The organism is Dactylosporangium sp. CS-047395 (genome assembly GCF_050942185.1).
In the GTDB taxonomy this organism is placed as follows: Bacteria; Actinomycetota; Actinomycetes; order Mycobacteriales; family Micromonosporaceae; genus Dactylosporangium.
In genome coordinates, this window is the sequence record NZ_CP192015.1 from 1,856,247 (window position 1) to 1,882,668 (window position 26,422).

Consider the following 26,422-nt stretch of genomic DNA (forward strand, 5'->3'; position numbering starts at 1 on the left):
CCCTGTCGGCGAGGAGTGGGCATGCGCGTGTTCGGGATCAACTACGACACCGGGTTCACCAGCGGCGGGTCGACCACGCACGAGCCGTTCGACCCCGAGGTGGTGCGGCGGGACCTGCGGGTGATCCGCGAGGAGCTGCGCTGCGACGCGGTGCGGATCACCGGCGGGGTGCCGGACCGGCTGGAACTCGCCGCGGGGCTGGCCGCCGAGGTGGGGCTCGAGGTCTGGTACTGCCCGTTCACCAACGGCCTCGATCGCGCCGGACTGCGCGCGTTCCTGCTCGACGGCGCGGAGCGGGCGGAGAAGCTGCGCGTCGCCGGGGCGCGCGTCGTGTACCTCACCGGTTCGGAGATCAGCCTGTTCACCGACGGCTTCGTGCCCGGCGGCCGGCCCGACTTCACCGACCTGGCGGCGCTGCGGGCGGCCATCCCCGCCGCGCAGGCGGCCGTGCGCGCGTTCTTCGCGGAGCTGGTGCCGCAGGTGCGGGCCCGGTTCGGCGGGCCGGTCGGCTACGCGTCGGTGCCGCTGGAGGCCGTCGACTGGGCGCCCTTCGACATCGTGGCGAGCGACGGCGGCTACCGGGATGCCTCCAACGCCGCGAGCTTCCCGCTGACGCTGGCGGCGGCGGTGGGGCAGGGCAAGCCGTACGCGGCGACCGAGTTCGGCTGCTGCACCTTCCGCGGGGCCGGGGACGTGGCGGGGAAGCCGGAGCCGGTGACCTACGGGCCGGACGGGCGCGCGGTCGCGCTCACCGCGGAGCTGGAACGGGACGAGGAGGGGCAGGCGCGGTACGTCGTCGAGCTGCTGCGCGACTACGAGGCGGGCGGGGTGGAGGCGGCGTTCGTGTACACGTTCGCGAACCGGCACCTGCCCACCACCGAGGATCCGGCGCGCGACTTCGACCTGGCCGCGCGCGGGATCGTGCGGGTGCTCCCGGACGGCTCGTGGACGCCGAAGGCCGCCTTCCGCGCGCTCGCGGTCTACGGCGCCGAGAGGGCTGCGAAGTAGACCCGCGGGTCGCCCCCGAGCGCGACCATCAGCGCGACGAAGGCCTTGCCCGCCGGCAGATCGGTCAGGATCGCGCCGACCTGGGCCGCGAGGCCGTCCGGGAGCTGTGGCGGGCCGGCCGTGCGGGCGCGGGAGCAGACGACCACCGGGATGTCCCAGGCGACCAGGTCGGTGATGGCGCCGAGCAGGGAGACGGGGACGTTGTGCGCGCCGGTGCCCTCCAGGACGATGCCGCGCGCACCGGCGTCGACGGCCGTGGTGAGGAGGTTGGCTTCGATCCCCGGGTACGCCTTGATGAGGGCGACGTTCGTCTCGATCTCGCCGGGCGGGGCCGGCTGGGGTCGCAGCGGCGCGCGGCCGCGTCCGAGCGGCTCGTGCGGGGATGAGGTGAACGTGCCGGTGGTGGCCTGGTGTACCCAGCGGGCGGCGTGCAGATCGCCGGAGACGCACGCGACCGCGCCCAGGCCGCGCAGGGCCGGATCGGCGGCGGCAGCGAGGGCGGCCGCGAGGTTGGCCGGGCCGTCGGCGGGGTGCGCGGCGGCGGTGTAGACGATGCTGCCCCGGGCCGCGGCCGCGCCGGCCATGAGGTCGGTCAGGTAGGCGGCCTCCTCCAGGGTGTCGGTGCCGTGCGTGACGACGACGCCCTGGAAGCCGTCCTCGCCCAGGGCCTTGCGGACCCGGCGGGCGGTCGCGGCCATGGTGCCGGGGGTGGTGTCGAAGCCGGGCTCGGTCAGCAGGTCTTCGACGGTGACGTCCGCGGTCGTGGCCACGGATTCGAGCAGTTCGGCGCCGGTGGCGACGAAGCCGTCGCGGTAGGCGATGGTGTCCTTGGTGGCCAGCAGGAGCAGTCTCATTCGAGCCGGGACTCCAGCCGCTCGATGCGCTCCAGCAGGGGCTTCAGGGCCGCCTCGACGGACGGGGTCTGGGCCTGGAGGTGCACGTAGCCGGCGAGGGCGGCCGACACGGCGCGGCGGGTCAGCCGCAGCTCGGCGCCCAGCGAGCGCAGCACCTGGCCGGCGGCGCCGTCGGGCTCGGCGATGAGGCCGAGCAGCAGGTGCTCGCAGCCGACGTAGTTGTGCCCGAGCGCGGTGGCCTCGCTGACCGCCAGCTCCAGGGCGGTGGTGGCCTCGGTGGTCTCCGGCCGGCTCGGCCGGGTCGCCAGCGCCTCGGTGACCCGGGCCGGGTCGATCTCGATCGCCCGCAGGACGTGCAGGGCCAGGTTGGCGCCCTCGTCGACGAGCGCGCCGAGCAGCTCCGCCGTGCCGACGGGGCGGCCGTGCGCGCCGGCCAGCTTGAGGACCGTGCGGGCGCGAGCGGTGAGATGGGGCAACCGCGCGGCCAGCGCGGCGTCGTCGAGGTCGCCGTCGCCGAGGCCGCTGACGGTCTCGCGGATCGCGGTGACCCGGCGTACCGCCTGCTCCAGCGCCCGCTGGCAGATCGCGGAGACCGGTATTCCGGCCGCCTTCACCGCCTCGGCGAGCTCGTCGGGCAGGTAGACGTTGATTTTCGGCACGCCACCGAGGGTATACCCCCAGCGGGGTTATAGCAGCGTCAGCCGATCGAGGCGCCGTGCGTGCGCATGAAGGGCAGCGGGTCGATGGCGTTGCCGGGCGAGGTCGGCGGGGTGTGCACGTGGACCTCGAAGTGCAGGTGCGGCGCGGAGGAGTTGCCGGAGCTGCCGACGTAGCCGATGACCTGGCCGGCCGCCACCTTCTGGCCGGGCTTGACGACGCCGCGGCGGACCATGTGGCAGTACAGCGTGGAGACGCCGCCGGCGTGCTGGAGCTTGACGTACCAGCCGCAGCCGCCGATCGAGGCGCTGCCGGTCTGGTCGCAGCTGTGGCCGGCCTCGATGTTGCACACCACCTCGAGGACGGTCCCGGCCGCCGCGGCGTGGATCGGGGTGCCGACGAACGACATGATGTCGACGCCCACGTGGTTCGGGTTGGTCGGGGTGCGGAAGCCGGGCCGGGCCGAGAAGCCGGGCAGCGGGCTCACCCAGCGGCCCGCCTCGGCAACCGGCGCGGCCTGCGCGGGTGCGGGGGCGGGTGCGGCCGGGGCGGCGGTGGCGGCGCAGGCCGGGGGCTCGGCGGTGCGCTTGACGTACGCGTCGGAGACGTAGGCGCCGGAGTCGAGGCGGTCCCAGGCGGCCGTGGCGCGCATGGTGCCGGTGATCGGCTCGCCCTGGACCTGGCAGGCGATGTTCAGCGCGGTGCCGTTGGGCAGGCCGCTGTAGAGGAACGCGGCGCGGGCCGGGCCGCTGCGGGCCTTCAGCGGGATGGCGCCCGAGGCGACGGTGCCGGCGGTGGTCGCGCCCGCGGCCGCGGCGGCCGCCGTGGGGGCCGCGGTCTGCTGGGCCGGCGTGCACGCGGGGGCGGCCGGGCCGCGGCGGACCCAGGCGTCGCTGATGAAGCTGCCGTCGGTGAGCCGGTCCCACTGGTCGGTGACGCGGACCGGGCCCTGGTCGATCAGCTGGCCCTTGACCTGGCACTCGATCTGCACGGCGGTGCCGTTGGGCAGGGTGCGCAGGGAGCGGGTCCACACCGCGGCGCCCTCGCGGACGTTCAGCGGGCGCTTGGGGGAGACGACCGTCGCGGCGGTCGCGGCCTGCGCGGCGGCGGGGGAGATGGCCACGGATGCGACCAGGACGCCTAGCGCGGCGCCGATTTTGGACAAGGACATGGTGCACCCCCGGGGTCGAGATGGAGTCCTGCTCCGGCCGGGGGGACCGCGAACCCCGCCAACGCTAGGCGTTGACGGGGTCCGAAATGCGGTATTTCAGAAAAGGATCACCCGTTCGGGGCGTTTGCCACGCCTTCCGCGAGAAAACGCGCGCCGGTCACCTTCTCGGAGATGCCCTCGCGGTCCAGGTACGGGGTGACGCCGCCCAGGTGGAACGGCCAGCCCGCGCCGAGGATCATGCACAGGTCGATGTCCCGGGCGTCGGCCACCACGCCCTCGTCCAGCATCAGCCGGATCTCCTGCGCGAGCGCCGAGGTGGCCTGTTCGCGCAGCTCCTCGGCGGTGGACGGGGAGTCGCCGACCTCCAGCAGGGCGAGCACTTCGGGGTCGGGGTTGCCCTCCTTGTCGGTGAAGCCGCGCTTGCCGGCCCCGACGACCTTGGCCAGGTTCGCGGAGACGCCGAAGCGGTCCGGGAACGCGTGGTGCAGGGTCTCGGCCACGTGGTGCGCGACCGCCGGGCCGACCATGGTCAGCAGGGCCATCGGGCGCATCGGCAGGCCGAGCGGGTCGAGGGCCGAGTCGGCCACGTCGATCGGGGTGCCGTTGTCGACCGCGCCGGTCACCACGCCCAGGAAGCGGGTCAGCAGGCGGTTGACCACGAACGCCGGGGCGTCCTTGACCAGCACCGAGGACTTCTTCAGGGCCTTGCCCACGGCGAACGCGGTGGCCAGGGTGGCGTCGTCGGTCCGGTCCGCCCGCACGATCTCCAGCAGCGGCATCATCGCGACCGGGTTGAAGAAGTGCAGGCCGACGACCCGCTCCGGGTGGGCGAGGTCGGCCGCCATGTCGGTGACCGACAGCGAGGAGGTGTTGGTGGCCAGCACGCAGTCGTCGCGGACGATCGCCTCGACCTCGGCCCAGACCTGCTTCTTGACCTTGAGGTCCTCGAAGACCGCCTCCAGCACGAGGTCGGCGTCGGCGAACGCGGCCTTGTCGACCGAGCCGCCGATGAGGCCCTTGTACTTCGCGGCCCGCCCGGCGTCGAGGCGGCCCTTGCTCACCAGCTTCTCGATCTCGGCGTGCACGTAGCCGACGCCCTTGTCGACGCGCTCCCGATCCAGGTCAGTAAGGATTACTGGCACTTCGAGGCGGCGCACGAACAGCAGCGCCAGCTGGGAGGCCATCAGCCCGGCGCCGACGATGCCGACCTTGGTGACGTCCCGGGCCAGGTTCCGGTCCGGCGCGCCCGCGGGCCGCTTGGCCCGGCGCTGCACCAGGTCGAAGGCGTAGAGGCTGGCCCGCGCCTGGTCACCCATGATCAGGTCGGCGAGGGCCGCGTCCTCCGCCGCCGTCCCGTCCTCGAACGACGCGTCCTTGGCCAGGGCGAGCAGCTCGAGCGCCTTGTTGGCCGAGTGCACGGCGCCGTGCAGGCGCTCGTCGAGCTGGGCCTTGGCGAAGTACAGCACCCCGTCCCACATGTCCCGGTCGATCTCCGGGCGGGTCACCGTGATCGTGCCGTCGACCACGCCCGCGGCCCACTCCAGGGAGCGCTCGAGGTAGTCGGCCGGCTCGAAGATGGCGTCGGCGATGCCGAACTCGTGGGCCTGGGCCGGCTTGAGCTGCTTCTGGGTCAGCGGGTTCTGCAGGATGACCTGCGCCGCCGGGGCGATGCCGATGAGGTTCGGCAGCAGCTGGGTGCCGCCCCAGCCGGGCACCAGGCCGATCGCGACCTCGGGCAGGGCCAGGGCGGCCGCGCCGGAGGAGACCGTCCGGTAGTGGCAGTGCAGCGCGACCTCGAGGCCGCCGCCCATCGCCGCGCCGTTGATGAAGGCGAAGGTCGGTACCGGCGAATCCTTGAACTTCTTGAAGACCCGGTGGCCGTAGCGGCCCAGCTCGACCGCCTGCTCGCGGGCGGTCAGCAGGGGCATGCCGGTGATGTCGGCGCCGACGCAGAAGATGTAGGGCTTGCCGGTCAGCGCGATGAACTTCGGGCTCGCCGCCACGGCCTCGTCGATCGCGGCCTCCAGGCTGGCCAGGCCGCCCGGGCCGAACGAGTTCGGCTTGGTGTGGTCGAAGCCGTTGTCCAGCGTGATGACGGCGGCCCGCTCGCGGCCGGGCAGGGTCACGAAGCGCAGGAGGGCCTTCGTGACGACCTCGTTGGGGTTGGTCAGCGCGGCGGTCACTTGTCGCCCTTCCAGTTGGGGTTCTCCCAGATCACGGACGCGCCCATGCCGATGCCGACGCACATGGCGGTCAGCCCGTAGCGCACGTCGGGCCGCTCGGCGAACTGCCGGGACAGCTGGGTCATCAGCCGCACGCCCGAGGAGGCCAGCGGGTGCCCGACGGCGATCGCGCCGCCCCACGGGTTGACCCGCGGGTCGTCGTCGGCGATGCCGAAGTGGTCCAAGAAGGCCAGCACCTGTACGGCGAACGCCTCGTTCAGCTCGAACAGGCCGATGTCCTCGATGGTGAGGCCGGCCAGGCGCAGCGCCTTCTCGGTCGCCGGGACCGGGCCGTAGCCCATCACCTCGGGCTCGACGCCGACGAAGCCGTAGGACACCAGCCGCATGCCGACCGGCAGGCCGAGCTCGCGGGCCACGTCCTCGGCGGCGATGATCGAGGCGGTGGCCCCGTCGTTCAGGCCGGCCGCGTTGCCCGCGGTGACCCGGCCGTGCGGGCGGAACGGCGTCTTGAGGGTGGCGAGCTTCTCCAGGCTGGTCTCGCGCGGCGCCTCGTCCACGGTCGCCAGGCCCCAGCCGGTCTCCGGGTCGCGGGTGGCCACGCTGACCAGGTCGGGCTGCAGCTTGCCGGCGGCGTACGCGGCGGCCGTGCGGACCTGCGAGGCGTAGCCGAACTTGTCGGCCCTCTCCTTGGTGATGCCGGGCAGCCGGTCGTGCAGGTTCTCCGCGGTGGAGCCCATGACCAGCGCGGACGGGTCGACGAGCTTCTCGGCGAGGATGCGCGGGTTCGGGTCGACGCCCTCGCCCATCGGGTGGCGCCCCATGTGCTCGACGCCGCCGGCGATCGCCACGTCGTAGGCGCCGAACGCGATGCCGCCGGCCACGGTGGTCACCGCGGTCAGGGCGCCCGCGCACATGCGGTCGATGGCGTAGCCGGGCACGGTCTTGGGCAGGCCGGAGAGCAGCGCGGCGGTCCGGCCGATGGTCAGGCCCTGGTCGCCGGTCTGTGTGGTGGCCGCGATGGCCACCTCGTCGACGCGCTCCGGCGGCAGCTGCGGGTTGCGCCGCAGCAGCTCGCGGATGCAGCGGATGACCAGGTCATCGGCGCGGGTGTTGGCATACATCCCACCGGCCTTGCCGAACGGGGTGCGCACGCCGTCGACGAAGACGACGTCGCGGACAGCACGGGGCACGGGTGTCCTCCTAGCGACTAAGTACCGGCTATGTTACTCGCCAGTAAGTCGCCAGGAGCTGTGAACCCCTTCACTCGGGCGCACCCCGGGCTCACTCCGGGATCTTGAGCGCCTCCGTGAGGCCGGGGGAGACCAGGCCGACCTGCCAGGGGCGCGCGCCGAAGCCGGCGAGCACCGCGGCCACCGCCTCGTCGGTGAGCTCCTCGGGGGGCGACCAGGCCAGGCGCCGTACCGAATCCGGGGTGATCAGGTTCTCCGGCGGCAGGTGGTGCGTCGCGGCGAGCGTGGTCACCAGCTCCCGGCACCGGGCCAGGCGGGCCGCCGCGACCGGATCGCGCTCGGCCCACCGGTGCGGCGGGGGAGGCCCCTCCGACGGCGGGGTGGTCGGCAGCTCCTTGTCCGACAGCGCCCGGGCGTCCGACAGCGCGGTCAGCCACGTCGGGGCCAGCCGGCGCGCCGAGCGCCCGCCGAACCCGGCCAGGGCCAGCAGCGAGCGCTCGTCCTTCGGGTCGTTCTCGGCCGCGGCGATGATGGCCGCGTCGGCCAGCACCCGGCCGGGGCTCGCGTCGCGGCGCTGGGCGATCTCGTCGCGGGCGGTCCACAGGGCGCGGACCCGGGCCAGCGCGCGGGCACCGCGGACCCGGTGGATGCCGGAGGTGCGCCGCCACGGGTCGGCCCGCACCCGCGGCGGGTCGCCGGCCGAGGCGACGAGCGCGGCGAACTCCTGCGCGGCCCACTCGGTCTTGCCCTGCTTGGCCAGCTCCTCGGCGAGCGTGTCGCGCAGCGGCAGCAGCAGCTCGACGTCGAGGGCGGCGTAGGTCAGCCAGGAGGCCGGCAGCGGGCGCGTGGACCAGTCGGCGGCCGAGTGGTGCTTCTCCAGCGTGTACCCGAGCAGGGACTCGGTCAGCGCGGCCAGCCCGACCCGCTCGAACCCGCACAGGCGGGCCGCGAGCTCGGTGTCGAACAGCCGAGTGGGCCGCAGCCCGAGCTCGGTCAGGCAGGGCAGGTCCTGGCTGGCGGCGTGCAGGATCCACTCCGTCGGCGAGATGGCCTCGTCGAGCTCCGGCAGCTGGCCGAACGGCAGCGGGTCGATCAGCACGGTGCCCGCGCCGGCCCGGCGCAGCTGCACCAGGTAGGCGCGGTGGGTGTACCGGTAGCCGGAGGCGCGCTCGGCGTCCACGGCGACCGGGCCGGTGCCCTGGGCGAAGCGCTCGACGGCGCGCGCCAGCTCGGCTCGATCCGCGATCGGCTCGGGGGTCCCGTCTCGGGGGGCGGTCAGCAGGACGGGCTCGGTTGTTGGGTCCGGATTGCCCGGACTGTCTGGCTCCTCGTCCCGACGCCGCGCGGGGGGTTCGTCGGTCACGCGACAACCGTACGTTGCGCCATAGGTCCCTGTGTGCAGCCGGTCCGGCGCGTCGGCGTTCTTGACTGTCCGGAGCCGCCGGAAACGGTATGAGGGGTCGTCGGAAACGGTGGCGGGAGCCACTGGAAACGGGACGGACAGGGTGCGGTCCTTGCCGGTACGGTTCGTCAGCGCGGGCGGTCCGGTTCTGTACACAGGCTGCATCGGAGGTCGCGGCACTTGTGCCCGCCGTCTAGATTGAGGGCCGACCGCGGTATCGCCGGTGGCCTCACGCCGAGGCCGGACTTCCGGCGAAACGGGTGGAACCGTGACAGGAAGGAAACGAGAAGCATGACGGCCGGGTATGACCCCTCCAACCCGGTGGCTTCCGGCAGTTCCGATGGGTACGACGAGCGCCCGCGGCATGCCGCGCCGGGCGACGACTCGGAACGACTCGGTCCACTTCCCCCGAGGATCACCCAGACCGGGTCGATCCCCACGCACTCCGTCCCGCCGCAGCCCACCAGCTCCTGGCCGGTCTCCGGCCCCGCGCCGGCCCCGCAGAGCGCGCCGCCGCACAGCATCTCCCCGCACAGCGTGCCGCCGGTGCCGGCCGGGCCGAAGCGCAGCCCGCTGGCCGCGATCGCCCTGGTCATCGCGGTGCTGCTGCTGATCGTGGCCGGCCTGCAGACGGCGTTCATCGTCGACCTGGAGAAGAAGGTCGACAAGGCCGACGCGGCCGCCAAGACCGCCGCGGCCGGCGACGCGTCCCGGCTGAAGGCGCTGGAGGACCGGGCCGACAAGCTGGAGCAGAAGACCGGCGGCAGCCTGGACGCGCCCGAGGTGGCCGCGACCGTGCGCCCGAGCGTCTTCCGGGTCACCACCAAGTACGCGATCGGCACCGGGTTCGCGGTCGGCAAGGCCCCGCAGGGCGGCGGCACGAACCTGATCACGAACTACCACGTGGTCGCCGACGCGTACGAGAAGGGCGAGAAGGACGTCAGCCTCGAGCGCACCGACCAGCGCTTCCCGGCCAAGATCATCGAGGTCCACCCGGACAAGGACCTCGCCGTGCTGCACACCGACGAGGACTTCGCCAAGCTCTCGGCGGCCGCCACCGTGCCGAAGGTCGGCGAGCCCGTGCTCGTCATCGGCTCGCCGATGGGCCTCGAGGACACCGTCACCACGGGTGTCGTGAGCGCCTTCCGGACCCTCAACGGCGAGCAGCTGATGCAGTTCGACGCGGCCATCAACCCGGGCAACTCCGGGGGTCCCGTGTTCAACGCCAAGAAGGAGGTGGTCGGCGTCGCGACCCTGAAGGCGCAGCAGGCCGAGGGCATCGGCCTGGCCATCCCGATCTCCGTGGTGTGCGACACGGTGCCGTCGGTCTGCTGACCCGTCCGTCTGAACCCGCTTCACCGCCGGCGCTCCCGGACGCGCCGGTAGTACGACCTCCCGCCGGGGCGCTGCCCGGCGGGGCCACCAGGAGGAAGAGACCATGACATACCCCGGAAGCCCCCAGGGGAACCCGAACGAGGGATACGGCTACCCCGACCCCAACGCCCCGGCCGGCGCCTACCCGCCGCCGCCCCAGCAGGCTCCGACCAGCGGCTACCCGGCCGCCGCGCCGGTGTCGCCCTACGGTGAGCAGGCGGCCCAGCCGCAGTACGGCCAGCCGGCGCAGCCGCAGTACGGCCAGCCCGCCGAGCAGCAGTACGGCCAGCCGGCCCCGCAGTACGGCCAGCCCGTGCCGCCGCAGCCGCAGCCGACCCACGACCAGGGCACCTCGCAGCTGCCGGCGTACGGCGGCGAGGCCTCCTATAGCCTCGACCCGTCGGTCTCGGCCCCGCCGACCGCCCCCATGCAGCAGTCGGCCCCGCCGATGTCCGCGCCGCCCATGTCGGGCCCGCCGATGTCCGGCCCGCCGGTCGCCTACGGCCCGGTCTCCGGCCCGCCCACCACCGGCTTCCCGGGCCAGCCGCTCTACCCGCCGCCGGCCGAGCCCGCCAAGAAGCGCGGCATCGCGGTGCCGCTGCTGGCGAGCCTCCTGGCCCTCGCGGTCATCGCCGCGGGCGTGTTCGTCGGCCTGTACGTCGACAAGTCCAGCAAGCTCGACAAGTCCGAGAACACCTCGGCCCAGCGTCAGGCCTCGCTCGACCAGACGAACAAGGACCTCGACTCGACCAAGAAGGACCTGCAGGCCAAGGCCGACGAGCTGAGCAAGTCGCAGCAGGACCTGCGCGGCACCCAGGCCGACAGCACCGAGGCCAAGCGCCAGCGCGACGTCATCGGCCAGTGCCTGAAGCTGCTGCTGGAGGCCCTCGACGCCTCGGCCGCGGGCGACAAGACGACCACCCAGAACAAGATCAACGAGATGGACAAGCCCTGCAACGAGGCGCAGGTCATCCTCGGGATTTAAGAACGAAAGAACGGGCCTCCTGGACAGGGGGCCCGTTTTTTCATGCGTGCAGCGCGGTGACCCCGGGTGGCGGCAGGCCCGCCGTGGAGGCCAGCAGCGCGCACCACGCGTGCACGTGGGACTGCATGTCCTCGTCGGTCGGCGTCCACGAGGCCCGGATCTCCAGGTCGGCCGCGGCCGGCGGACCGGCCAGGTCGCCGAACCGGGTCGACATCGTCTGCGTGACCGTGCCGCCGATCGCCGTGTAGGCCGCGTTGTGCCCGTCGAGCGCGTCCACCAGCCAGCTCCAGCCGACCCCGGGCAGCAGCGGGTCGGTGGCCAGCTCGGCCTCCAGCTCGGCGGTCACGTACGTCACCAGCCGCATCGTGCCGTCCCAGGCGTCGTGGCCGGCCGGGTCGTGCAGCAGGATCAGCCGCCCCGTGGCCACCTCGTCGCCGTGGCGCAGCACGGTGCCGCTGATGGCGTGGGCGAAGGGAGCCAGCCGCTGCGGCGCCGGGACCTCCTCGAGGGTGATCTCCGGCCTGGTGGTCACGGCGCGCAAATCCTCCACCGCCCGGGTGAACGTGGGGGGAGTCGCGGTCGATGGCGCCATAACGGAAGACTAAGACCGAAACGTGCGCAGGGGGTGCCGCCGCGCCGCCGGTGCACACTGAGTGAAACGATGGACCCGATGACGAAACTGTTGTTGCGCGCCGCCCGGGGCGAGGCCGTGCCCCACGTTCCCGTCTGGTTCATGCGACAGGCCGGCCGGTCGCTGCCCGAATATCACGAGGTGCGCGCCGGCATCGGCATGCTGGACGCCTGCCGCCGGCCCGACCTGGTCTGCGAGATCACCCTCCAGCCGGTGCGCCGGCACAAGGTCGACGCGGCCGTGCTGTACAGCGACATCGTGGTCCCGCTGAAGGCCGCCGGCATCGACCTCGACATCGTGGCGGGGACGGGCCCGGTGGTGGCCGAGCCGGTGCGGACCATGGCCGACGTCGAGGCGATCGGCGGGCTCGAGCCGGAGGCCGTCGGGTTCGTGGCCGAGTCGGTCCGGCTGCTGGTGGCCGAGCTGGGCGACACCGCGCTGATCGGCTTCGCCGGCGCCCCGTTCACGCTGGCCAGCTACCTCGTCGAGGGCGGCCCGTCGCGGCACCACGCCAAGACCAAGGCGCTCATGTACGGCGCCCCCGACGTCTGGCACGCCCTGTGCTCGCGCCTGGCCCAGATCACCCGGACGTTCCTGCAGGTGCAGATCGAGGCCGGCGCCGACGCGATCCAGCTGTTCGACTCCTGGGCCGGCGCGCTGTCCGAGGCCGACTACCGGCGCTACGTGCTGCCCCACTCCCAGGCCGTGCTCGCCGGCCTGGGAGTTCCCCGGATCCACTTCGGCGTCGGTACGGGCGAGCTGCTCCCCGCCATGGCCGAGGCGGGCGCGGACGTGGTGGGCGTCGACTGGCGCACGCCGCTGGACGTGGCCGCGAGCCGGGTCCCCGGCAAGGCGCTGCAGGGCAACCTCGACCCCTGCACGCTGCTGGCGCCCTGGGAGGTCGTGGCCACCGAGGCCCGCCGCGTGCTGGCCGAGGGCGCCAAGGCACCCGGCCACATTTTCAACCTCGGCCACGGTGTACTGCCTGAGACCGACCCGGACGCGCTCACCCGCCTGGTCGACCTGGTCCACACCGAGGGCTAGTAGTTCGGCCTCCAGCGCGGCCAGCCGTGGTCGCCGGCGAGCTGGGAGAGCCGCGAGCCGAGCATCAGCCCGGTGGCGGGCTCGGCCGCCTGCAGCCGGTAGTGCACCTGCTCGGCGATCTCGGGCGCCCGGTACTCGGCGTGCTCCAGGAGTTGGAGCGTGACCGCCCACCAGTAGCGGTCCTCGTCGGTGGCGTGCGGGGCGCCGGCCCGGAACCAGTCGGCCAGGCCGTCGAGCAGGTCGTCGCCGACGCCGTCGGGGTCGGTGAGGCGCAGCGCCGCACAGACCCGGGCCACCACGTCGTCGTCCCAGCCGGACAGGTGCCCGCGGACCAGGGTGTGCAGCGAGGCGTGGCCGAGCGCGCCGGCCGCGTCGATCTCCAGCGAGAACACGTTGTCGCGGGCCAGCCGCTCGCGCAGGACCGGCAGCACCCGGGTGTCGCGGCGGCGGGCCAGGCCCAGCAGCGCCTCGCAGCGGGTGTCGTCGTGCGGGTCGTCGAGCCGGGCGGCCAGGGCGCCGCGCACGGTGGCCGAGTCGATCTCGGACAGCTGGGTGCCCAGCGCGAAGCAGGCCCAGTCGCGCACGTCGTCGTCGCGGTCGGCGCTGAGCAGGATCAGGGCGTGCACGGTGTCGTCGGCCGCCGCCTCGCCCAGCACGCTCGGCAGGGCCTGGGCCACCGCCCGGCGCACGCCCGCGTCGGGGTGGCGGGCCAGCGGCAGCAGCAGCGGCAGCGCCGTGTCGTCGTAGCACCAGGCCACCGCGTCCGCGAGCTCGGCCGGGCGGGTCGCCGGGGAGCTCAGCAGGGCCGCGATGCTCTGCGCGGTCGGCTCGGCGTCGTCCGGGCCGGCGTCCGCGGCGAAGGGCGAGCCGCCGCTCTCGGTGCGCAGATCGGCCAGGTCGGCGATCACCTCGGCCAGCGGGCTCAGAGCCAGCTCGTCCAGATCGGAGGGCTCCCGGGCGGCCGGCACGTACAGCTCCGAGGCGCTCGGGAACAGCCCGGACACGTCGGAGGGGCCACCGGGGCGCGGGTCCGGCGGCTCGTCGGGCACTGGTCGGGAGGACGCGAGGTCGCTCATCCCCGAGAGTGTGCGCCCCGCAGCGGCGATCTTCCAGAGGGGTTCAACCCTCAGAAGGACAAGGAGGGACGGACGATCACCCTACTCACTGACATATCGACACACATTCGGGAGATCAACGGGACCGGCTGTCCAGGCGCAGTGACTGCCAGGAGCCGTCGGCCGCCCAGCCGCCGTCGACCGACAGGGCCGCGCCGTTGACGAAGCCGCTGCGGGCCGGGTCGGCCAGGAACGCCACCGCCTTGGCGATGTCGTCCGGCTGGGCGAACCGGGCCATCGGCACGTGCTCGGTGATGTCGGTGTCCACGTAGGCGCCCTCGGCCTGGGAGGCGTCGTCCATCTCGGTCTTGACCCAGCCCGGGCAGACCGCGTTGACCCGCACGCCGCGCCCGCCCCACTCGACCGCCAGGGTCCGGGTCAGCCCGATCAGGCCGTGCTTGCTGGCGTTGTAGGCCACCCGGTCGGCCACGCCCATCAGCCCGGCCACCGAGGCGATGTTCACGATCGAACCCGCCCCGCGGACCAGCATCCGGCGGCCGAACGCCTGGCTGAGCAGGAACGGGCCGGTCAGGTTGACCTCCAGCACGCGGCGCCAGGTGGCCGCCGTGGTCTCCTCGGCCGGGCCGATCGAGGCGATGCCCGCGTTGTTGACCAGCACGTCGGCCCGGCCGTAGCGGGCCTCCACCAGCTCCACGAAGCGCTCCACGTCGTCCTCGTCGGAGACGTCGCCGACGAACGAGAGCGCGTCGAAGGCCGAGACGGGCTCGCGGTCGATGACGGCCAGCAGGTAGCCCTCATCGGCCAGCACCTCGGCGGTCCGCCGGCCGATGCCGTGAGCCGCGCCCGTGATCACTGCCACCCGGTCGTCATCCATGCCGCGACAATAGACTCCAGGTATGACAAAGCGCGTCGTGGTCGTCGGGGGCGGCATCGCCGGACTGGCCGCGGCCCACCGGCTGCACACGCTGCGACCAGACCTCGACGTGATCCTGCTCGACCAGCGGGAGCGCCCCGGCGGCAAGCTGTCCACCGGCTCCCTGGCCGGCCTGCCGGTCGAGCGCGGGGCGGAGTCCTTCCTGGTCGGCGGCCCGTCCGCGGCCGTCGAGCTGGCCCACGAGGTCGGCCTCGGCGACGCCGTCGTGCACCCGGGCCCGGCCCGGGCCGCGGTCGCGATCGGCGGCCACCTGCGGGACCTGCCGTCCGGCACGCTGATGGGGATCCCCCTCGAAGGCGAGGATCCACCGGGCGACGGCCCGCTCCTCAACGAAAACGCGGACATCTCGGTCGGCGCGTTCGTCCGGCCCCGGCGCGGGGACGAGGTGGTCGACCACTACGTCGAGCCGCTGCTGGGCGGGGTGTACGCCGGCCGCGCCGACAAGCTGTCGCTGCGCATGGCGATCCCCAACCTGGCCGCCGCGGCCGAGCGGCACGACACGCTGACCGCCGCGCTGAAAAACGCGACAAGCCCGCGCGAGCCGGGCGCACCGGTCTTCGGCGCCATCGCGGACGGCGGGATGGGCCGGTTCGTCCAGGCCATCACCCAAAACCTGCCTGACGTGCGCAGCGGCGTCACCGTCCGCGAGCTCCAACAAACCGCAAAGGGCTGGCGGCTCGTCCTGGGCTCGACCCGGGACGCCGAGACGCTCGACGCCGACGCGGTCGTGCTCGCCGTCCCCGCCCCGAACGCGAGCCGGCTGCTGGACGACGTGCAGACCCTCGAGCTCGAGTACGCGAGCATCGCGCTGGTCGCGCTGGCGCTGCCCGCCACCAAGCTGCCCGAGCTGTCCGGCTTCCTGGTCCCCGCCACCGAGGGCCTCGCGGTCAAGGCGGTCACGTTCTTCGACCGCAAGTGGCCGCACCTGCGCCGGCCCGGGGTGACGATCCTGCGCGCGTCCGTCGGCCGGCACGGCGACGAGGCCCAGCTGCAGCGCACCGACGACGGGCTGGCCGACGTGGTCCGGGCCGAGGTCGCGCGGCTGATCGGCGTCGACGCGCTCCCCGAGGAGCTCGACCGCGGGGTGTACCGCTGGGGCGGTGCCCTGCCGCAGTACGCGCCCGGGCACCGGGACCGGGTCGCCGCCCTGCGACGGACCATCGAGACCTACGCACCGATCGCGGTCGCGGGCGCGGCCTACGACGGCGTCGGCATCCCGGCGTGCATCACGTCCGGGCGCACCGCCGCCGAGGCGGTCATCGCGCAGTTGACCGAAGCGCAGTTGGGAGAATCGAGCACATGACGAGCACGAACGCGGCCCGCATCAGGGAGATCAACGACAGCATCCGGTACACCATGTGGTCGGTGTTCCGCCTCGCTCAGCCCTACGGCGCGGACAGCCGCGACGCCACCCAGGTCTCGGCGTTCTTCACCGACCTGGCGGCCAAGGACGTCACCGTCCGCGGCACGTACGACGTCGCCGGGCTGCGCGCCGACGCCGACCTGATGGTCTGGTGGCACGCGCCGAGCGCCGAGGCCCTTCAGGAGGCGTACGCCGGGTTCCGCCGCACCAGCGTTGGCCAGCGGATGGCCCCGGTGTGGTCGCAGATGGCGCTGCACCGGCCGGCCGAGTTCAACAAGAGCCACATCCCGGCGTTCCTGGGCGAGGAGCAGCCCAAGGAGTGGGTGTGCGTGTACCCGTTCGTGCGCTCCTACGAGTGGTACCTGCTGCCGGACGAGGAGCGCCGCTCGATGCTCGCCGAGCACGGGCAGCAGGCCCGTGGCTTCCCGGACGTGCGGGCCAACACGGTGGCCAGCTTCGCCCTCGGCGACTACGAGTGGATCCTGGCCTTCGAGGCCGACGAGCTGCACCGCATCGTCGACCTGATGCGCGAGCTGCGCGCGTCGCGGGCCCGCCGGCACGTCCGCGAGGAGGTCCCGTTCTACACCGGGCGGCGGCGCGAGATCGCGGATCTGGTAGCAAACCTTCCGTAAAGCATTGACAGAACCGGCGGTACCCCGCAGCCTGTCGATATGCATCGATGGGGTGGCAGGGCGCTCATGGTCGCGGTCCTCGCCGCGGGGTTGCTGACGTTCATCGGCACCCCCGCGCACGCCGCGGGCCCGGACACGTTCAGCACCTCGTTCGAGGCCGGCGACCCGCAGCCGACGTGGACCGACAGCGTCGAGCGCAGCGCGGGCGTCGGCGGGTACTGCTGCGGCCTGACCGGCATGGAGAGCGGGGTGCGCAGCGAGACCGCGCACACCGGCACGGCCGCCCTGATGTACTCCGGCGCCGACACGAGCGCCACGTCGAGCTACTCCTACAACCGGGTCTTCGACGTCGACATCCCGGTCGGGGCCGGCACCACGCTGTCGTACTGGGTGTTCCCGCAGAGCGGCGGCAACCTCGACGTCGCCGTGGACCTGGCCTTCACCGACGGCACGTACCTGCGCGACTCCGGGGCCGTGGACCAGCACGGGGTGCGCGTGCACCCGCAGTACCAGGGCAGCGGTTCGGTCCTGTCCTTCAACACCTGGAACGTCGTCACCTCGAACATCGGCGCGAACACGGCCGGCAAGACGATCGACCGCATCCTGATCGGCTACGACCAGCCGGCCGGCACCGCCACGTTCCGCGGGTACTTCGACGACATCTCGATCACGCCGGGCACCCTGGCCAACTACGTGGACACCCGGCGCGGCTCGAACTCCGACTTCGGCTACTCGCGCGGCAACACGTTCCCGGGCGCGACGGTGCCCAACGGGTTCAACTTCTGGACGCCGGTCACGAACGGCAACAGCGACGGCTGGCTGTACCAGTGGAACGCGGCCACCGTGCAGGGCTTCGCGATCAGCCACGAGCCCAGCCCCTGGATCGGCGACTACGGCCAGCTGCAGGTGATGCCGATGACCGGCGGGGTGAAGGCGTCGCCGGACGCGCGCAAGTCGACGTTCAGCCACGGCAACGAGGTCGCGCGGGCGCACTACTACGCGACGCGGCTGGACACCTACGGCATCACCGCCGAGATGACCCCGACCGACCACGCCGGCGTCATGCGCTTCACGTTCCCGGCCGCGTCCGACTCGGCGATCCTGTTCGACGTCATCGACAGCGCCGGCGGCTCGTTCAGCGTCGACCCGGGGTCCCGCACGATCAGCGGCTACTCGGACCACCGCGGCCAGAAGCTGTACTTCTCGGCCACCGTCGACACCGCGATCGCCGCCTCCGGCACCCCGGGCGGGGTCACCTTCGCGACCGGCAACGGCCAGCGGGTCACGCTGCGGATCGGCACCTCGTGGATCAGCGTGCCCCAGGCCGCGGCCAACCTGGCCCAGGAGGTCGGCGCCAAGGACTTCGAGACGGTCCGGGCCGAGGCCCAGGCCCAGTGGGACGCCGTGCTGGGCAAGGTGCGGCTGGAGGGCGCGAGCAACGCGCAGCTGGTGACCTTCTACTCGAACCTGTACCGGGCCAACATGTACCCGAACAACCGCGCCGAGATGGTGAACGGGGTGCGGCGCTTCCTCAGCCCGTACGACAACCAGCTCCACGACGGCCAGATGTACGTCAACAACGGCTTCTGGGACACCTCGCGGGCCGAGTGGCCGCTCATGACGCTGCTGAGCCCCACCCACACCGGCGAGATGCTCGACGGGTTCGTCAACGCCTACAAGGAGGTCGGCTGGACCCCGCGCTGGTCCGGCCCGTGGAACGTCGGCGCGATGGTCGGCTCCAACCAGGACCTGGCGTTCGCCGACGCCTACGTCAAGGGCGTGCGGAACTTCGACTACGCCGCCGCCTACGCCTCGATGGTGAAGAACGCGACGGTGTACGCGGGGTCGGATCAGAACGGCCGCCAGGGCATCGAGGTCTCGACGTTCAAGGGGTACGTGCCCACCGACGTGCGGGGCGAGTCGGCGTCGTGGACGCTCGAGGACGCCAACAACGACTTCGGCGTCTTCCAGCTCGCCTCGGCCCTGGGCAAGACCGAGGACGCGGCGTACTTCCGCAACCGCGCGCTGGATTACGTGAACCTGTACTCCCCAACAGTAGGAATGTTCCGGGGGAGGCAGAGCAACGGCAACTGGCGCACCAGCGACGCCGACTTCAAGCCGAACCTGTGGGGCTGCGAGTTCACCGAGGGCGCGCCGTGGCACTACGCGATGGGCGCCCCGCAGGACCCGCAGGGCATGGCCGGGCTCTACGGCAGCCGGGCGGCGATGTCGGCGAAGATCGACCAGGTGCTGGCCGCGTCCCGGGACTACCTGCCGGGCTGCTACGGCGGGGTCATCCACGAGATGCGCGAGGCGTACGACGGCAACCTGGGCCAGTACGCGCACGCCAACGAGCCCATTCACCACATGCTTTACATGTACAACTACGCCGGTACCCCCGCGAAGACCCAGAACCAGGTGCGCCGGGTGCTGACCCAGCTCTACGACTCGGGCGCCGGGACCGGCAACGGCTACCTCGGCGACGAGGACAACGGGGAGATGTCGGCCTGGTACGTCTTCTCCGCGCTGGGCTTCTACCCGGCCCGGATGGGCAGCACCGACTACACCATCGGCGCGCCGCTGCACCCGAAGGCCACCATCGCGCTGGAGAACGGCAAGTCGTTCACGGTGAGCGCGCCCGGGGTCAGCGACGCCAACCGGTACATCCAGAGCGCGACGCTCAACGGCGTGCCGTACACCCGGAACTATCTGACCCACGCGGACCTGCTGGCCGGCGGCACGCTCGCGTTCGTGATGGGGCCGAACCCGTCCTCGTGGGGGACCGGCTCGGCCGACATCCCGCCGTCGCTGACCTCCGGGGCCGCCGCGCCCGCGCGCCTCACCGACCGGACGCCGGGCGGCACGCTCACCGCCAGCGGCGAGAACGGCCCCGGCGAGGCGCGGGACAAGCTGACCGACGACACGTCGATGACGAAGTGGCTCACGTTCGCGAACACGGCCACGCTCACCGACCAGCTGACGGCGTCGGTGGCGGTCAAGCAGTACACGCTGACCTCGGCCGACGACGTCCCCGGCCGGGACCCGCGGGCCTGGACGCTGCAGGGCTCCAACGACGGGGTCACCTGGACGACGGTCGACACGCGGTCCAATGTGGACTTCGCCGACCGCCGCCAGACGCGGGCGTTCGTGGTCACCGGCAGCGCGTCCTATTCGCGGTACCGGCTGCAGATCACCGCCAACCACGGCGCGGCCGAGACGCAGCTCGCCGAGTGGCAGCTCATTGCATGAGGTTCGACCAGCCGGTCCACGTGGACTGGTCGCGCAGCCACAGCTGGGTGACGAGGTTGCCGCCGGAGACGGCATAGATCTCGGTGTTGCCGGTCCAAGGATTGAGCACCACGGCGGGGTCCGTGTCGAGCGCGACCCCGCCGATGCTGGTCCACGGCGTCCACGTGCCAAAGGGCATGACCAGGGTGTACTTGAGGGTGCCGGCGTCGTTCGCGTAGATCTCGGTCGTCCGGTACCGCGGGTTGTAGAACACCGCCGGATCGCCGGACAGCGCGCCGCCGAGGTTCGTCCAGCCCGTCCACCGCGTGCCCGTGTACACCTGCTGGGCGAGCCTTCCGCCGGACGAGCGGGCGTAGATCTCGGTGGTGCCGTGCAGCGGGCTGCGGAACGCCACCGGATCGCCGCGCAGGTCGCCGCCGAGGTCCTGCCAGCCCGACCAGCCGGCGCCGTAGTACAGCTGCATCAGGTGGCCGGTGGCGCCCCGCGCGTAGATCTCGGTCGTCCTGTAGACCGGGTTGTAGAGCACCTCGGCGGGGTCGCCCGCGAGGTCGCCGCCGAGATCGTTCCAGGGTGACCAGCCGCCGTTGTAGAAGCGCTGCATCAGGTGGCCGTTCGCGCCGCGGGCGTAGATCTCGGTCGTCCGGTACCGCGGGCTCCAGAACACCACCGGATCGCCGGCCAGGTCCCCGCCCAGGTCCGTCCAGTCCGACCAGCGCCCGCCCAGCCAGTACTTCTGGGCCAGCCGGCCGTCGCGGGTGCGGGCGTAGACCTCGACCGTGCGGGCCGCCGGGTTCTGCAGCACGTGCGGGGTGCCGGCGATGCCGCCGCCGAAGTTGCTCCAGCTGGACCAGCCGTAGCCCGGGCTCCAGTACCGCTGGGACAGCCCGTGGGTGGCGTCGGTGTACACCTGCAGCTGGGTCGTGGCCGGATGGGCGACCGCGACCGGCTTGGCGATCAGCGGCTCCGGCGGGTCGATCCCGGCCAGCCGGCGCAACTGCTCGAGGGTGCCGTTGAAGACGTCCTTGTCGTAGTTGCCCTGCTGGTCGTTCTCGCCGGCCGCGTACTGCCACAGCGTCCACGAGCTCCAGCCGCCCGGCAGCTTCGGCGCGGTGCCGCTGTAACTGGCCACGTCCAGCGGGTAGGAGCTGAACTGGCTGGTGCCGCCGACGCACTGGTTCCACCAGCTCGCCGCGGTGTAGATCATCGCCTTGCGCCCGATGCGGACCTGGATCTGGTCGAGGAACGCCTGGATCCAGGCGCGCATCGCGGTCTGGTCGAGGTTGTAGCAGGCGCCGACGGTGTTGAAGTACGGCCACTCCAGATCGACGAACGGCACCAGGGTCTTCGAGTCGTTCACCCAGGCCGCGTTGTCGATGAAGATGTTCGCGTCGCCGACCGGGTCGCCGTGGTCGGGGCGGGCGAAGGTGTACGCGCCGGCCAGCAGCCCGGCCCGCTTGGCGTCGGCGATGTCCCGGGCGAAGTACGGGTTGATGTAGTTGTTCGTCTCGGTCGCCTTGACGTAGGCGAACTGCACGCCCTGCGCGGCCTGGCCGGCCCAGTCGATCGTCTTGTAGACGCTGTGGTCGTGGCTGGAGACGTCGATGCCCTGCACCGTGTACCGCGGGCCGGGCGTCGCCGCGGCGGCCTCCTCGTGCCGTCCCGCCTGGGCGTGGCCGTTACCGGTATCCGCGGGCGAGACCGGGTGGGCCAGCGTGGCGAGCATGACGACGGCGAGGAGGCTCCGCATTCGGGCACGCTATACGTAATTCACGGCTTATGTCCGAGTTTTCGCGCGGAAGAGCAACGCGGCCGCGATCACCGAGACCACCATGATCCCCACGCACCAGGCGATCGCCCGCCACGGCGCGTCGCCGACCGGCTGGTCCAGCAGCAGCCCGCGCAGGCTCTCGGTGATCGGGGTGACCGGCTGGTTGCCGGCGAACCCGCGCAGCCACGAGGGCATCGTGTCGATCGGGACGAAGGCGCTGCTGGCGTACGGCAGGAAGGTGATCCCGAACGTGTAGCCGCTGGCCGCCTCGGGGGTGCCGGCGAGCAGGCCCAGGCACGCCGAGAGCCAGGAGACGGCGGCGATCGTCAGCAGCAGGATGCCCAGCGCGGCGAACCACTGCCCGGCGTCCGCGTGCGGCCGGAACCCGAGCGCGAACGCGACCCCGAGCACGAGCGCGCTGGAGACCACGTTGCGGGCCAGGCTCGCGAAGACGTGCCCGGAGAGAACCGCGGCGCCGCCGACGTCGAGCGTGCGGAGCCGGTCGACGATCCCCTCCTTGAGGTCGTTGGCCACCGAGACCGCGGTCATCGCCGAGCCGAACGCCACGCACAGCAGCATGACGCCGGGCACGACGTAGGTGACGTACTCGGTGCCGGTCTGGATCGCCCCGCCGAACAGGTAGACGAAGACCACCATGAGCAGCACCGGCAGCATGATCGACATGAGCAGGGCCTCGACGTTGCGCCGGCCGAGGCGCAGCGAGCGGCCGCCGAGCACGGTCCACTGGGTGAGGGCGCTACTGGACACCGGCCAGCTCCTTGCGTGCGGTGAGGGCGAGGAAGACGTCGTCGAGGGTGGCGCTGTGCAGGGAGAACCGGCGGACCCCCGAGCCCGCCGGGTCGATCTCGTCCAGGACCGAGCGCACGTGGGCCGCGCTGCCGTCCGTGGTGACGCCGAGGGTCAGCCCGGCGTCGTCGCGCTGCACGACCCGGGCGCCGAGCACGGCCGCCGCCGCGTCGTAGGCGCCCCGGTCGGCCAGGTCGAGGTCGAGGCGCTGGTCGCCGAAGCGCGCCTTGAGCTCGGCCGGGGTTCCCTCGGCGACGACGCGGCCGTGGTCGACGACGGCGACGCGGGCGGCGAGGCGGTCGGCCTCCTCGAGGTACTGCGTGGTCAGGAAGACCGTCCGCCCGGCCGCGACCAGCCCGTCGACCACCTCCCACATGCCCTGCCGGCTGGTCAGGTCCAGCCCGGTGGTCGGCTCGTCCAGGAAGATGACCTGCGCTGTTCCGGTGAGCCCGGCCGCGAGGTCGAGGCGGCGCCGCATACCCCCGGAGTAGTGCCCGACCCGCCGGTGCGCGGCCGCGGTCAGGTCGAAGCGCTCGAGCAGCTCGTCGGCGCGCCGGTGGGCGTCGCGCTTGGACAGCCCGGAGAGCCGGCCCATCATGCGCAGGTTCTCGGCGCCCGTCTGCAGCTCGTCGACCGAGGCGTACTGGCCGGTGAGGCTGATCGCCCGGCGCACCCCGGCGCGGTCGCGGACCACGTCGTGGCCGGCCACCCGGGCGCGGCCGCCGTCCGGGCGGGTCAGCGTGGTGAGGATGCGCACCGTGGTGGTCTTGCCCGCCCCGTTCGGGCCGAGCAGGCAGAACACCGTGCCGGCGGGCACCCGCAGGTCGACGCCGGTGAGCACGCCGACCTTGCCGTAGGACTTCGTGAGGCCGGTCGCCTCGATCGCGTATGCGGTACGCTCTTCTGCGTATGCCGTACGGTTCATGCGTACGTTATACGCAGAAGTAGAATCCGGAGTCAATGAGCGAAGACGAAAACGGCATTCCGAAGGCCCTGGCCGCGGCGTGGGGACTGCGCGAGCGCCCGGGGAAGGGCCCCAAGCCCGGGCTGACCCTGGACCGGATCGTGGCCGCCGGGGTGAAGGTCGCCGCGACCGAGGGGCTGGGCGCGGTGTCGATGGCGCGCGTCGCGAGCGAGCTGGGCGCGGCCACGATGTCGCTGTACCGGTACGTCTCGGCCAAGAACGAGCTGCTCGACCTCATGGTCGACGTGGCCATCGGGGCGCCGCCCGAGCCGGACCCGGGCCTGGGCTGGCGGGCGGGGCTGCGCGGGTTCGCCGACTCCTACCTCGCGCTGCTGCGCCGCCAGTCCTGGGTGGTGCGGGTGCCGATCAACTCCCCGCCGATCACCCCGAACCAGATCGGCTGGATGAACCACGGCCTGTCGGTCATGCGCGGCACCACGCTGCGCCACGACGAGCGGCTCTCCACGATCATGATGGTCAGCGGCATGGCCCGGAACTGGGCGCTGCTCACGTCCGACATCGACGCCGCCGCGCAGGCCGCGGGCGGGACGACGGAGCAGGCGATGTTCGAGTACGGCCGGCTGCTCGTCCTGCTCGCCGACCCGGTCCGCTTCCCGGCGGTCGGCGAGCTGATCGCGTCCCGGGTGCTGGAGACCTCCAACACCCGGCCGGACGACGACTTCGACTTCGGCATCGAGCGACTGCTCGACGGCCTGGAAACGCTGATGCGCTCCCGTCAGTCGAGCTCGTAGATGGCCACGTGCCCGAACTTGTACCGCAGCTTCGCGAACTGGCGCAGGTCCTCGGAGACCGGGACCTCGCCGCCGCTCGGCGGGTCGTTCCAGCTCCAGTTGTAGACGTCCTCGGTCCACAGCCAGCGCACGTGGTAGTGCTCGCGCAGCCGGCCGACGGTCGCCGCCGACGGGGTGGTGAACGCCGCGTCGTTGTCGATGAGCACCGGCGGCTTCCAGTACATCGTGTTCTCCTGCGGCACCCCCTGCACCAGCTCCTGGTTGTGCGCCTCGGCCGTGTAGGCCCAGGACTCGACCAGCACCCGGCGCTCGGTGTAGCCCGCGATGCCCAGGTGCCGGCGGTCGCAGACCCCGCCGCCGGCCACGTACACGCAGTGCGCGTTGGTGGCGATCAGGTCGTCCGGTGACGAGTGCTCGCGCAGCCAGCGTCCGGCCTCGCGGGTGCCCTCGGTGACGACCGGCCACAGCTCGCCGCGCTCCTTCCAGCCGTGCTGGGCCCCGTCGGTCACCGCATAGGTGAACTGGCGGAAGGCGGTCGGCACGGAGAAGCCGAGCATCAGCGCGACGACCAGCGCGACGGACATGCCGCGGGCCATCTGGTACCGCCGCCGCAGCGCGAATCCGGCCGCCAGCGCGACGGCGGCCAGGATCGCGTACGGGTAGATCAGCTGGACGGTCACCAGGAGCGCGTTGTAGTGCCGGGTGTGCACCGGCACCCGGCCGGTGTCGAGCAGCCGCACCAGGCCGACCACGGCCATGCCGGCCACGACCGCGCCCACCAGCGGGCGCAGGCCGCGCCGGGTGAGCCGCGGCAGGAGCAGCACCAGGCCCCAGGTGGCGGCGGCGGCCACGTACGGCCGGGCGCCCATCAGGAAGTACGTCTCGGAGCCGCCGACCTGGCCGCCGATCACCAGCGCCGCGGTGCCGGCGATGCCGAGCCCGGCCAGCAGCAGCACCTCGGGGGCGGCCCACCGGCGGCGCAGGCCGGCCACGCCGCCCCAGATCATGACCCAGCACATGACCGTCATCGCGAGCAGCACGACCAGCCGCCACGGCTGCGGGTCGGAGATGAGGGCCGTGGTCGCGCCGGCCGCGTTGCGCCGCATCGCCAGCAGCGGGCTCACCATCAGACCCTGGCTCTGCCCGCCGAAAAGCACGACCTGCGCGAACACCATCCAGAACAGCACCACGCCGAGCGCCTTCAGGGCGATCCGGTTGAGCCGGCGCTGGAAGACGAGCTGGACGGCCAGCAGGAGCAGCAGGCCGCAGAACAGGGTCGGCAGGAACGTCGCCTTGGCGCCCATCACCGCCGCCGGCAGCAGCGCGAACAGCGCCCAGCGCCGCCGGTCGGTCCCGTGCCCGCGCAGCAGGTCGAGCAGGACGAGCATCAGCGGCACGAACAGCAGGCTGCCGAACGTCTGGGTCGGGCTCGTCCACAGGTAGAGCCGCAGGTTGGAGCCGTCGTCGACCACGTTGAACGCGTACGCGCGGTAGAACGAGCGCAGCGGCCAGCCGTACGGGTCCGGGGCCAGCACGAAGAACGCGGCGATCACGGTCAGCGCCCCGCCCCACCAGGAGCCGATCAGCCGCCGGCCGAACGCGGCCACCAGCACCGCGTAGGCCACGATCATCGGCAGCAGCGTGAGCCGGGTGATGAGCACCCACGGCTCGATGCCGGTGGCCCAGCTCGTCGAGGCCATCTCGGCGTAGACGAACCAGTGGTAGTACACCGGCTCGCTGATCACCCACGGCGTGACGAAGTCCATGTGGTGCTTGAACTCGCCGGTGAGCGCGAGGTGGAACGGCAGGTCGATGTCGGTGCGGCCGTAGCTGGGCCAGGTCCGGCCGATGAGCCGGAAGTACTTGGTGGACCAGCCGAGCAGCAGCAGCGCGACGACGGCCAGCGTCCACGCGAAGGCCAGCGGGGCGCGCCCGTCCGGGCCGGGGCCGCGCCAGAACCTTCGCAGCCCCGGTACCGCGGCGAACGTGGCGATGACCGCCAGCGGTACCAGCTGCGTGGCCAGCGGCAGGCCGAGCGCCCGGGCCGGGATGTAGGTCAGCACCTCGACCGCGTAGCCGATCGCCGTGCCGGCCGCGAGGTCCTCGGGGACGGACCGGGACCCGCGGTGCACCAGCCGCCAGAGCAGCGTGCCGGGCAGCGTGATGCCGAGCGCGATGTACACCGCGAAGATGCCGGACTTGCCCAGCGAGACGTCGTAGCAGCGCAGCACGGCGACGCTCGCGACCAGGACCACCGCCGCCGGCAGCCACGGGGAGCGCCAGAACCGCCCGCGCGGCCGGGCCGGGGCGTCGAGCGTGACCCGGACGTCGTCGTGCTCCGCCCGTTGAGTGAGGACCATTGCGTCGCTTTCTGAGGG

21 protein-coding genes are annotated in these 26,422 nt (G+C 72.6%); 8 read left to right on the forward strand and 13 right to left on the reverse strand.

Features of this window, described 5'->3' with window-relative positions; all coding sequences use genetic code 11:
• The first annotated feature begins 21 nt into the window (after positions 1 to 21).
• Positions 22 to 1,008, forward strand: a complete 987-nt coding sequence (locus ACQP00_RS08580; RefSeq protein WP_433216859.1) for a hypothetical protein — start codon at positions 22 to 24, stop codon at positions 1,006 to 1,008.
• Here ACQP00_RS08580 and ACQP00_RS08585 read toward each other — a convergent pair.
• From ACQP00_RS08585 to ACQP00_RS08610, 6 genes are all read right to left on the reverse strand, one after another.
• Complete coding sequence (locus ACQP00_RS08585) at positions 981 to 1,862, reverse strand: asparaginase domain-containing protein (RefSeq protein WP_433216862.1); 882 nt, start codon at positions 1,860 to 1,862, stop codon at positions 981 to 983. The two genes, ACQP00_RS08580 and ACQP00_RS08585, sit on opposite strands and share 28 nt — an antisense overlap.
• A complete protein-coding gene (locus ACQP00_RS08590) occupies positions 1,859 to 2,521 on the reverse strand; it encodes a Clp protease N-terminal domain-containing protein (RefSeq protein ID WP_433216865.1) in 663 nt (220 codons plus the stop codon). Before ACQP00_RS08590 ends, ACQP00_RS08585 begins: the two co-directional genes overlap by 4 nt.
• A 38-nt stretch (positions 2,522 to 2,559) precedes the next feature.
• Complete coding sequence (locus ACQP00_RS08595) at positions 2,560 to 3,690, reverse strand: peptidoglycan DD-metalloendopeptidase family protein (RefSeq protein WP_433216868.1); 1,131 nt, start codon at positions 3,688 to 3,690, stop codon at positions 2,560 to 2,562.
• Positions 3,691 to 3,797: 107 nt separating this feature from the next.
• Complete coding sequence (locus ACQP00_RS08600; protein ID WP_433216871.1) at positions 3,798 to 5,873, reverse strand: 3-hydroxyacyl-CoA dehydrogenase NAD-binding domain-containing protein; 2,076 nt, start codon at positions 5,871 to 5,873, stop codon at positions 3,798 to 3,800.
• Complete coding sequence (locus ACQP00_RS08605; protein WP_433216874.1) at positions 5,870 to 7,063, reverse strand: thiolase family protein; 1,194 nt, start codon at positions 7,061 to 7,063, stop codon at positions 5,870 to 5,872. Before ACQP00_RS08605 ends, ACQP00_RS08600 begins: the two co-directional genes overlap by 4 nt.
• Positions 7,064 to 7,154: 91 nt before the next feature.
• Entirely contained in the window at positions 7,155 to 8,426 is a 1,272-nt protein-coding gene (locus ACQP00_RS08610; RefSeq protein ID WP_433216877.1) for an HRDC domain-containing protein, read from the reverse strand.
• Positions 8,427 to 8,756: 330 nt separating this feature from the next.
• On the opposite strand from ACQP00_RS08610, the gene ACQP00_RS08615 reads away from it, so the two are divergent.
• Together ACQP00_RS08615 and ACQP00_RS08620 are read left to right on the forward strand one after the other, a co-directional pair.
• Complete coding sequence (locus tag ACQP00_RS08615) at positions 8,757 to 9,800, forward strand: trypsin-like peptidase domain-containing protein (protein WP_433216880.1); 1,044 nt, start codon at positions 8,757 to 8,759, stop codon at positions 9,798 to 9,800.
• Between the two features lie 103 nt (positions 9,801 to 9,903).
• The gene (locus tag ACQP00_RS08620) at positions 9,904 to 10,824 is read left to right on the forward strand and encodes a hypothetical protein (RefSeq protein WP_433216883.1); all 921 of its coding nucleotides are present in this window, start codon (positions 9,904 to 9,906) and stop codon (positions 10,822 to 10,824) included.
• Between the two features lie 40 nt (positions 10,825 to 10,864).
• Here the strand turns inward: ACQP00_RS08620 and ACQP00_RS08625 are convergent, their stop codons facing one another.
• The gene (locus ACQP00_RS08625) at positions 10,865 to 11,416 is read right to left on the reverse strand and encodes a DUF3000 domain-containing protein (protein WP_433216885.1); all 552 of its coding nucleotides are present in this window, start codon (positions 11,414 to 11,416) and stop codon (positions 10,865 to 10,867) included.
• 69 nt (positions 11,417 to 11,485) lie between these two features.
• Here ACQP00_RS08625 and hemE point away from each other — a divergent pair, with 69 nt between their 5' ends.
• Entirely contained in the window at positions 11,486 to 12,499 is a 1,014-nt protein-coding gene (gene hemE / locus ACQP00_RS08630) for a uroporphyrinogen decarboxylase (protein WP_433216888.1), read from the forward strand.
• On the opposite strand, the gene ACQP00_RS08635 is transcribed toward hemE, so the two are convergent.
• Both ACQP00_RS08635 and ACQP00_RS08640 read right to left on the reverse strand, forming a co-directional pair.
• Positions 12,496 to 13,575, reverse strand: a complete 1,080-nt coding sequence (locus tag ACQP00_RS08635; RefSeq protein WP_433216891.1) for a HEAT repeat domain-containing protein — start codon at positions 13,573 to 13,575, stop codon at positions 12,496 to 12,498. The two genes, hemE and ACQP00_RS08635, sit on opposite strands and share 4 nt — an antisense overlap.
• Positions 13,576 to 13,690: 115 nt before the next feature.
• Entirely contained in the window at positions 13,691 to 14,449 is a 759-nt protein-coding gene (locus ACQP00_RS08640) for an SDR family NAD(P)-dependent oxidoreductase (RefSeq protein WP_433216894.1), read from the reverse strand.
• A 22-nt stretch (positions 14,450 to 14,471) separates the two neighbouring features.
• On the opposite strand from ACQP00_RS08640, the gene hemG reads away from it, so the two are divergent.
• Genes hemG through ACQP00_RS08655 form a run of 3 tightly spaced genes read left to right on the forward strand, consistent with a single transcriptional unit; the run spans position 14,472 to position 19,753 of the window.
• A complete protein-coding gene (gene hemG / locus ACQP00_RS08645; RefSeq protein WP_433216897.1) occupies positions 14,472 to 15,812 on the forward strand; it encodes a protoporphyrinogen oxidase in 1,341 nt (446 codons plus the stop codon).
• On the forward strand, positions 15,809 to 16,504 hold the full coding sequence (hemQ, locus tag ACQP00_RS08650; RefSeq protein WP_433216900.1) for a hydrogen peroxide-dependent heme synthase: 696 nt from the start codon (positions 15,809 to 15,811) through the stop codon (positions 16,502 to 16,504). Before hemG ends, hemQ begins: the two co-directional genes overlap by 4 nt.
• A gap of 39 nt (positions 16,505 to 16,543) precedes the next feature.
• Entirely contained in the window at positions 16,544 to 19,753 is a 3,210-nt protein-coding gene (locus ACQP00_RS08655; protein ID WP_433216903.1) for a GH92 family glycosyl hydrolase, read from the forward strand.
• On the opposite strand, the gene ACQP00_RS08660 is transcribed toward ACQP00_RS08655, so the two are convergent.
• From ACQP00_RS08660 to ACQP00_RS08670, 3 genes are read right to left on the reverse strand one after another with little or no spacing between them, the layout of a single operon-like run.
• Complete coding sequence (locus tag ACQP00_RS08660) at positions 19,743 to 21,500, reverse strand: GH25 family lysozyme (RefSeq protein ID WP_433216906.1); 1,758 nt, start codon at positions 21,498 to 21,500, stop codon at positions 19,743 to 19,745. The two genes, ACQP00_RS08655 and ACQP00_RS08660, sit on opposite strands and share 11 nt — an antisense overlap.
• 27 nt (positions 21,501 to 21,527) lie before the next feature.
• Positions 21,528 to 22,289 carry an ABC transporter permease gene (locus ACQP00_RS08665; RefSeq protein ID WP_433216909.1) on the reverse strand — a complete coding sequence of 254 codons (762 nt, stop codon included), beginning with the start codon at positions 22,287 to 22,289 and terminating at the stop codon, positions 21,528 to 21,530.
• The gene (locus ACQP00_RS08670; RefSeq protein WP_433216912.1) at positions 22,279 to 23,253 is read right to left on the reverse strand and encodes an ATP-binding cassette domain-containing protein; all 975 of its coding nucleotides are present in this window, start codon (positions 23,251 to 23,253) and stop codon (positions 22,279 to 22,281) included. Before ACQP00_RS08670 ends, ACQP00_RS08665 begins: the two co-directional genes overlap by 11 nt.
• Positions 23,254 to 23,288: 35 nt before the next feature.
• Here ACQP00_RS08670 and ACQP00_RS08675 point away from each other — a divergent pair, with 35 nt between their 5' ends.
• Positions 23,289 to 24,044, forward strand: a complete 756-nt coding sequence (locus tag ACQP00_RS08675) for a TetR/AcrR family transcriptional regulator (RefSeq protein ID WP_433216915.1) — start codon at positions 23,289 to 23,291, stop codon at positions 24,042 to 24,044.
• Here the strand turns inward: ACQP00_RS08675 and ACQP00_RS08680 are convergent.
• Positions 24,029 to 26,404 carry a hypothetical protein gene (locus tag ACQP00_RS08680; RefSeq protein WP_433216918.1) on the reverse strand — a complete coding sequence of 792 codons (2,376 nt, stop codon included), beginning with the start codon at positions 26,402 to 26,404 and terminating at the stop codon, positions 24,029 to 24,031. The genes ACQP00_RS08675 and ACQP00_RS08680 overlap by 16 nt on opposite strands.
• Positions 26,405 to 26,422: the final 18 nt, after the last annotated feature.

Bases quoted from the DNA above. Each gene is read 5' to 3' on its own strand.
- ACQP00_RS08595 (WP_433216868.1), bottom strand. From the start codon at position 3,690: ATGTCCTTGTCCAAAATCGGCGCCGCGCTAGGCGTCCTGGTCGCATCC.
- ACQP00_RS08625 (WP_433216885.1), bottom strand. From the start codon at position 11,416: ATGGCGCCATCGACCGCGACTCCCCCCACGTTCACCCGGGCGGTGGAG.
- ACQP00_RS08640 (WP_433216894.1), bottom strand. From the start codon at position 14,449: ATGGATGACGACCGGGTGGCAGTGATCACGGGCGCGGCTCACGGCATC.
- ACQP00_RS08580 (WP_433216859.1), top strand. From the start codon at position 22: ATGCGCGTGTTCGGGATCAACTACGACACCGGGTTCACCAGCGGCGGG.
- ACQP00_RS08680 (WP_433216918.1), bottom strand. From the start codon at position 26,404: ATGGTCCTCACTCAACGGGCGGAGCACGACGACGTCCGGGTCACGCTC.
- ACQP00_RS08675 (WP_433216915.1), top strand. From the start codon at position 23,289: ATGAGCGAAGACGAAAACGGCATTCCGAAGGCCCTGGCCGCGGCGTGG.
- hemE (WP_433216888.1), top strand. From the start codon at position 11,486: ATGGACCCGATGACGAAACTGTTGTTGCGCGCCGCCCGGGGCGAGGCC.
- ACQP00_RS08635 (WP_433216891.1), bottom strand. From the start codon at position 13,575: ATGAGCGACCTCGCGTCCTCCCGACCAGTGCCCGACGAGCCGCCGGAC.
- ACQP00_RS08660 (WP_433216906.1), bottom strand. From the start codon at position 21,500: ATGCGGAGCCTCCTCGCCGTCGTCATGCTCGCCACGCTGGCCCACCCG.
- hemG (WP_433216897.1), top strand. From the start codon at position 14,472: ATGACAAAGCGCGTCGTGGTCGTCGGGGGCGGCATCGCCGGACTGGCC.
- hemQ (WP_433216900.1), top strand. From the start codon at position 15,809: ATGACGAGCACGAACGCGGCCCGCATCAGGGAGATCAACGACAGCATC.
- ACQP00_RS08655 (WP_433216903.1), top strand. From the start codon at position 16,544: ATGCATCGATGGGGTGGCAGGGCGCTCATGGTCGCGGTCCTCGCCGCG.
- ACQP00_RS08585 (WP_433216862.1), bottom strand. From the start codon at position 1,862: ATGAGACTGCTCCTGCTGGCCACCAAGGACACCATCGCCTACCGCGAC.
- ACQP00_RS08620 (WP_433216883.1), top strand. From the start codon at position 9,904: ATGACATACCCCGGAAGCCCCCAGGGGAACCCGAACGAGGGATACGGC.
- ACQP00_RS08615 (WP_433216880.1), top strand. From the start codon at position 8,757: ATGACGGCCGGGTATGACCCCTCCAACCCGGTGGCTTCCGGCAGTTCC.
- ACQP00_RS08670 (WP_433216912.1), bottom strand. From the start codon at position 23,253: ATGAACCGTACGGCATACGCAGAAGAGCGTACCGCATACGCGATCGAG.